Annotated in this window: 6 protein-coding genes; 5 read left to right on the top strand and 1 reads right to left on the bottom strand. The window is 66.2% G+C overall.

What is annotated here, in order from left to right:
- Window positions 1-215: 215 nt before the first annotated feature.
- Entirely contained in the window at window positions 216-1,499 is a 1,284-nt protein-coding gene (locus AVL62_RS05670) for an IS481 family transposase (protein WP_058890696.1), read from the top strand.
- A 93-nt stretch (window positions 1,500-1,592) separates the two neighbouring features.
- Complete coding sequence (locus tag AVL62_RS18200; RefSeq protein ID WP_058890695.1) at window positions 1,593-1,892, top strand: GrpB family protein; 300 nt, start codon at window positions 1,593-1,595, stop codon at window positions 1,890-1,892.
- 78 nt (window positions 1,893-1,970) lie between these two features.
- On the opposite strand, the gene AVL62_RS05660 is transcribed toward AVL62_RS18200, so the two are convergent.
- On the bottom strand, window positions 1,971-3,191 hold the full coding sequence (locus AVL62_RS05660) for a DUF5677 domain-containing protein (RefSeq protein WP_058890694.1): 1,221 nt from the start codon (window positions 3,189-3,191) through the stop codon (window positions 1,971-1,973).
- A gap of 216 nt (window positions 3,192-3,407) precedes the next feature.
- Between AVL62_RS05660 and AVL62_RS17255 the strand changes: the two genes are divergently transcribed.
- From AVL62_RS17255 to AVL62_RS05645, 3 genes are all read left to right on the top strand, one after another.
- Window positions 3,408-3,818, top strand: coding sequence for a GNAT family N-acetyltransferase (locus tag AVL62_RS17255; protein ID WP_058890693.1), 411 nt, complete (start codon window positions 3,408-3,410; stop codon window positions 3,816-3,818).
- Window positions 3,819-3,966: 148 nt separating this feature from the next.
- Entirely contained in the window at window positions 3,967-4,869 is a 903-nt protein-coding gene (locus AVL62_RS05650) for a GNAT family N-acetyltransferase (RefSeq protein WP_161937845.1), read from the top strand.
- Window positions 4,870-5,136: 267 nt separating this feature from the next.
- Window positions 5,137-6,387, top strand: coding sequence for a cation:proton antiporter (locus tag AVL62_RS05645; RefSeq protein WP_058890691.1), 1,251 nt, complete (start codon window positions 5,137-5,139; stop codon window positions 6,385-6,387).
- Window positions 6,388-6,531 lie beyond the last annotated feature (144 nt).

Genomic DNA, 6,531 nt, shown 5'->3' with positions numbered 1-6,531 from the left:
GCAGATCAGCAGTGGTGTCTCACCCCATCCTGACGCACAGGGCATCGAAAGACGTCGTGGACATCTTGGTCGGCACGGCGACCCATCAGGTCCCTGTCATGTCACAGGAGATCGGTGACGGTTCTGTATCAGGACTTCGGTGACGGTTCAGCAGGGTTTGGTGGTGACACTTCGCGGTCTGTGCAGGCGATGGCTGGGTGGGCTCGACTTGGCCGGTGGCGAAGAACGATCCTGTAGATCCTCGTGTCCGGCTGGCGATCACGCAGTGGCCCTCTGATGCACCGCGCGGGGCCGTGACGACCTTCTGCCTCGAGCAGGGCATCTCGCGCAAGACGTTCTACGAGATCCGGCGACGAACCGTGCAGGACGGGCCTGCGGCGGCGTTGGAGCCCAGGTCGCGCCGTCCGCGGTCGAGCCCTTCGAGGCTGACCGAAGAGGTCAAGGAGCAGGCCATTGCAGTCCGTGCCGCGCTCGAGCGGTCCGGGCTGGACCACGGGCCGGTCAGCGTGCACGACAAGATGCTCGCGATGGGGCTGGCTCCTGTGCCCTCGACCGCCTCCCTTGCACGGATCTTCCGCGAGCGTGGGGTGGCCCGCCTGGAACCGCGCAAGAGACCCCGGTCGGCGTGGCGGCGCTTCGTCTATCCGGCGCCGAACGCCTGCTGGCAGCTCGATGGCACCGAGTACGTCCTGACCGGTGGACGCAAGTGCGTGATCCTGCAGCTCATCGACGATCATTCCCGGTACGCGGTGGCATCGCACGTGGCTTGGGCTGAGACCGCCGAGGCCGCGATCACCGTTTTCGACCGGGCGGTGGCGGCCCATGGAGTGCCCCAACGCCTCCTGACCGACAACGGGGTCGCTCTGAACCCCTCTCGGCGCGGGTCCATCGGCAAGCTCGTCGAGCACGTCAGCGCGATGGGTGTCGAGGCGATCACCGGCAAGCCCTACAAGCCGACCACCCAGGGCAAGAACGAGCGCTTCCACCAAACGCTGTTCCGCTACCTGGACAAGCAGTCGCTGGCTGAATCTCTGCACCAGCTGCAGGCCCACGTCGACGCCTTCGACCGCATCTACAACACCGAACGTCCCCACCAGGGCCTGCCCGGGCGCGTCACGCCCGTGACGGCCTGGGAAGCCACCCCCAAGGCGGAGGCGCCGCGGCCCAGGCCGGCCAGGCCACTGTTCGACCAGCCCGTCCCGCGCCAACCGCCCACCAACCGCCGACCGCCTGCGCCACGAATCGGATCCGAGAAGGACCTGCCCGTCGGCACCCGCCTACGGACCTTGACCAGCAACGGCACCTTCTCCCTGGACGCGGTCATCTACATGGTCGAGGCAAGCCGTGCGTTCCAACAGGTCCTCATCACCCATGACGAAGACACGATCACGGTGACCGACTCTCACGGAGAGGTCCTGGCCGTGCACACCCGACCCGCCCCCGGCGTCCGATACGTCGGCAACGGCCGACCCAAAGGCCCCCGCCCCCCGAACAGCTGACCGTCACCGAAGTCCTGACACACCAAGTGTCACCAGTCTCCTGATGCAGAACCGTCACCGCTGTCTTGAGACAAGACAACCCATCAGGTCCCCGTGGTGCGCGACCGCCTCGTGGCCGCAGACTTCCTCCTGGACGGGCAGCTTGACAGGCACGCGTGGCTGACCCGTCAGGAGCTTGGCCGGCGCGTGTGCGTCATTCACGTCGTGGAGGCGGATAGTGCGCGATGGGCTCGCCGGATCGCCTTTCGGGACCTCCTGCGCAGAGACGCCGGGGCCCGTGCTGAATATCTCCGGATCAAGCGTGCCGCCGAGGCCGAGACGTCAAACTGCGACGAGTACACGCAAGCCAAGACCGCAACGGTGGATCGACTACTCCGTGAAGGACAGACCTAGCGGCCGCTGCCGGCGATCCCTCGGGGCGGCTGGAGCGGGTCAGGGTAGGAAGAAGGTGTCCCGTTCAGGGCACCGAGCTCACGCCTCGTGCTCGCCAGCTGAGACATCAGCCTTCTCCCACATTCGTCGAGGTGTCAGGACTGAAGCCGCTGGCCATGGCCGAGCCCCAGATCGTGGGATCACATTCACGCCAACGACCCGGACCGTCATGGGCCGCTCTCGATCTCCGGCCGCGTAGTAGGCCGCGACGTGCTCAGCGAATCGCTCGGGCACCTTGTCCGCTTCGTCCCGAGATCCGGGGGCGACGTCAGCAACGGTCACCACATCGAACTTGGGGTCGTGGTGGTACCACCTGATCTGGGCCGAGTCAGGACCGTAGAACGCTGCCACCGCACCGGGCTGGGGCGGCGGCTTGTCCGGCCACATCTGGGCGTCGATCGCGGCAGCCGTGCGGCGAATATCGGGCCAGCGCCCCAGCACACCAGCGACAACCTCTGAGGCGGTCTTGACGGTGGGCAGCTCCCCGAACTCGTGGTGGGCCGTCAAGGTGAAGTCCGCGAGCCACCGGAACCCGTACAGGGCCGCCAGGGGTAGCAGCTGCAGGTCCGGCCCCAACCGGTGGATCGTGCCGAGGCTCGAGTTCCTGCTCAGGCCCAGCAGCCCGCCGGCGTCGCCATGCACCACCCCAGAGAGCACCCGGTACGCCTCGTACTCATCCTGCATGCCCAGGTCGCGCGCCCGGTCGTACAAGTTTTTGGTAAAGACGTTCTTCTCGAACGGGCGCCCACGCCGGTCGAAGCGTGCCTTGGCAGCGGCCAGGGGTTGCCGCGCCCTGCGCTTCACCTTGTCCAAGCGCTGCTTCTCTTTCCTGCGCTCCGTGCCGTCCAGCAGTTCCAGCCACCAGTACCTCAGGTCGCCGATCCTGGCCGCCGTGACGTGTCGGGACGCGGTATACCGGTCAGCCTCTGAGGTCGAGCCGATCACCGTCCCGAGATTTACCTGATGCTCGAAGATGGAGCGCGCGGTGCGCGCCGCCGACCGCCCGTCCCCCTGAGCCACCTGGTTGACCAGTATCTGGCCGTCGTTGAAGCAGTGGGACAGGATCATCCGCGGTGCACCCTCTACAGCCGACAAGTGGTGGCTGGCTATAGCCAGCCACTCGGGCGTCGCCTGGAGGAACTCACGAGTGTCTGAGTCGAGCTCATGGAAGAAGTCGGGGAAGGGCTCGTGGGGGTCGGCGGACTCGTAGGTCTCCGCGGCACCGCCACGACCCCAGAAAGCGCTTCCAGCTTCGGTCATGACCCATTCTCCCGCACACTCATCCCAGCACCTGCCAGGCACTACACCCAGGAGGCGAAGGGCCCCCGGGCGAAGACCAGCGCGCCTTTACACGGTCTCCCCGAACTCGGTACGAGCGCCTCGCGGCAGGACAGTGCACCACCCGGTGACAACACGCTGGCCGCGCGGTCGCGGCCGGACTCGAGATGGGCAGAGGAGCAGCTAGATTCTGGCCTCATGTCGTACACTATCGCGCGGCGCAAGCCCACCGTCGAGGAGCACCGTCGATTGTCTGAGTCCGTCGGCTGGGCCGACGCCTTCTGGTGGGAGGCGATGCCCGCGTCTTTGGCCGGATCTACCTGCGGTGTGGTGGTCCATCAGGACGGCGGTGAGCTCCTGGGGATGGGGCGGGTTGTGGGAGACGGTGCCTTCTACTTCTACATCCAGGACGTGGTGGTGCATCCGGACTATCAAGGCTGCGGGGTAGGACGGATCATCGTGGACGAGCTTGTGGACCAGATCAGGCAGCTGGCGCCGGGTCACTGTTTTGTCGGCCTCTTTGCCACACCGGCCGCAGAGACGCTCTATCGGAAGCTGGGGTGGGGGGAGCAGGAGATGCTCGGTATGTGGAAGGTCGTCAGGGACTGAGGTGTGGGCGGATGCGCGCCGACCGACGGGATGACCAGCTCCCATCATCGGTCGCGCGCTCGAAGGCACTGAGCCCGGCAAAGTAGTGCACCGCCGAACGCTCTCCCACAGCAGCTGAAAGTGGGTAGTCCAAGTTCTCCGCGGGTGCTTGACTGCCTTTGTGGTGGACGCAGTTGAGCTGCCGGTGCGCGAAGTCTGCGCCATCGGCCTGGAAGCACAGAGATTGACGACTCGGTTGTTGCAGCGGGTCCGGCGCCGTGATCCGTTCGCCGGCGTCTGGGAAGCTGCCGACACCCAGTGGTGGTGGCAACAGCCCCGCCCCTCGGATGAGATCGAGCACTACTTCTGGGCCGATGACGAAGGACCGGTGGCGGGATTCAAGTTGACCAGCTGGTCTGACAACAAGCCGTGGCAAATCGACCCGATGGTTGTACCTGGGGTTGGCGGAGTGGGGCTTGAGGACGTATGGCAGCGGGCTCTGACGCTGGCCACGGACCACTCTCCTCAGGGTATTGACATTCCAGTGCGTGACGGAGACCAGGATCTCGAGACGATCGTTCAGCGGGATGGCTTCGTTCCGCATGAGCACGACGGCACGGCCTGGCTCGCGGCTGTCGACAGGCCGGTGCTCCGGCCGACCCCGCGCGGCTTCGTGATCGTCGACCGCAGTCAGCGGGTGGGCGAGGAGCATCCCATGCGGGCGCGAAACGGAGACCTGGTGGCGCAGAGGGTTGACGAGTGCAGTCTGTACGATCCGCAGCTGGATCTGAGGGTCGAAACCGAGGGGGGTCAGGTCGCCGGCTACGCGCTGTTCTGGTTCGACCACGTCACCAAGGTGGGCTTGGTGGAACCGGTCCGCACCGAGGACGAGTTTCAACGGCGCGGACTGGCGGACGCCATGCTGCGCGAGGGCATCCATCGCTTGATCGAGCGAGGCGCGGAACGGGTGAAGATCTCTCGTACGAATCGAAGGCCGCTGAGGCTGCGTACGTGGCAGTGGGCTTCAAGCCCACTTCGACAGCCACCTGGTACCGCCGCCTACCTCAGGTGACCACGACGACTGCTCGCCCCCGGGTATAGAGCCTTCAGACACGCGACCGGCGGCATGGTCGGACGCTACGCGACCACAGCGGCAGTAGCGTGCGGCCACGCTCCATGCGGCAGATCCGTGCGCCTGGTTGCTCCTGCGAGCGTCGGCGCCGACAGCTGGGGATCTTGCGGCATGCGGTGTAGCTGGGGGTCGGGGTCGACCTGAGAGGCAATGTCCGCCGCTGGGTGGTTGCCTGTGTGCCAATCCGGCAGAAAGGCTTCGACCGACGTGGACATCAACCTGCTCCTGGCATTATTTGCTGGGGCGCTCTTGACCTTTGCCGCTTTCTCGACGGTGCTGCAGCGGGCCAGCCTGCCCGGTCCGCTGCTATGCCTGTGCTTCGGAGCAATGATCGGCCCGCACGCCCTGGACCTCATGCGGATCGAGGACTTCGGGGTGCCGACCGGGACCTTGCTCGAGCAGGCGGCCAGGATCACCCTGGCGGTGGGGCTGGCCGGCGTCGCGCTGCGCCTGCCGCACGGCTACTGGCGGGCCAACGCCCGCTGGATCGTCACCATCATCGGGCTAGGAATGCTTCTCATGCTCGTCCTGGCCACGGGTGTGGCGTGGTGGGGTCTCGGAGTGCCGTTCCTGGTGGCACTGCTGGTGGGCGCGATCGTGACGCCGACGGACCCGGTGGTCACGACCCCCATCGTGACCGGGTCGCTGGCTGAGGAGAAGGTGCCCGAGAAGGTGCGGCACAACCTCTCGGCCGAGAGCGGGATCAATGACGGCCTGGGCTACCTCTTCGTCATGCTGCCCGTCCTGCTGATCACCAAGCCCGACCAGGCGTGGCAGGAGCTGCTGACCAAGGTCCTGCTGAGGGAGGTGGTGGGCGCGGCAGTGGTCGGTGCCGTCGCCGGCCTCGCCCTGGGAAAGTTGTTCGTCCTGGTCCGAGACCACGGGCTGATGGAGGAAAGCTCCTACCTGGCGTTCATCGTTCCGCTGTCTCTCGTGCTGCTGGGCGGTGGCAAGCTGCTGGGCACCGACGCGCTCCTCGCCGTGTTCGTCGGTGCCGCCGTGTTCGGTCAGGTCATCCCCCAACGTGAGGAGGCAGAGGAGGACAAGGTGCACGACGCCGTCGCCCGCCTCTTCCTGCTGCCGATCTTCATCCTGTTGGGCCTGGCACTACCCATCGACGAGTGGGCCGGACTGGGCTGGCCGGCGGTCGCCATCCTCACGGGAACCGTCCTGCTCCGGCGCCTGGCAACGATCTGGGCACTATGGCCTCTGCTCAAGAGCGTGCATGACCGTAGCGAGACAGTCTTCCTCAGCTGGTTCGCCCCCATCGGCGTCTCGGCACTGTTCTACGCCACCCTGGCCGAACGGCACACCGGCAACCACGACATCTTCCTCTACGCCACCCTGGCGATCACCATCTCGGTCCTGCTCCACGGCCTCACCTCCGCGCCCTTCAGCGCCTGGCTGCACGCTCACGAACCAGAACGACGCGAAAAGCAAGAAGAACCAGCCGGATGACATGCCGATCGGTCAACGTACAACGTGGCTCTCCATGTAGGCCACGCCAATGCCACCTGATGCGGCAATGTCGGACGCGCCGAAGGCTAGCGTCCTCCTGGCGGCTACTAGGAGACTTCCCTTCATGATCGGGTCGGGCCAGAC

Source organism: Serinicoccus chungangensis (assembly GCF_001483745.1).
Classification (GTDB): domain Bacteria; phylum Actinomycetota; class Actinomycetes; order Actinomycetales; family Dermatophilaceae; genus Ornithinicoccus; species Ornithinicoccus chungangensis_A.
The sequence above is the reverse complement of the archived record's forward strand: the minus strand, read 5'-3'. Positions and strand labels throughout refer to the sequence as shown.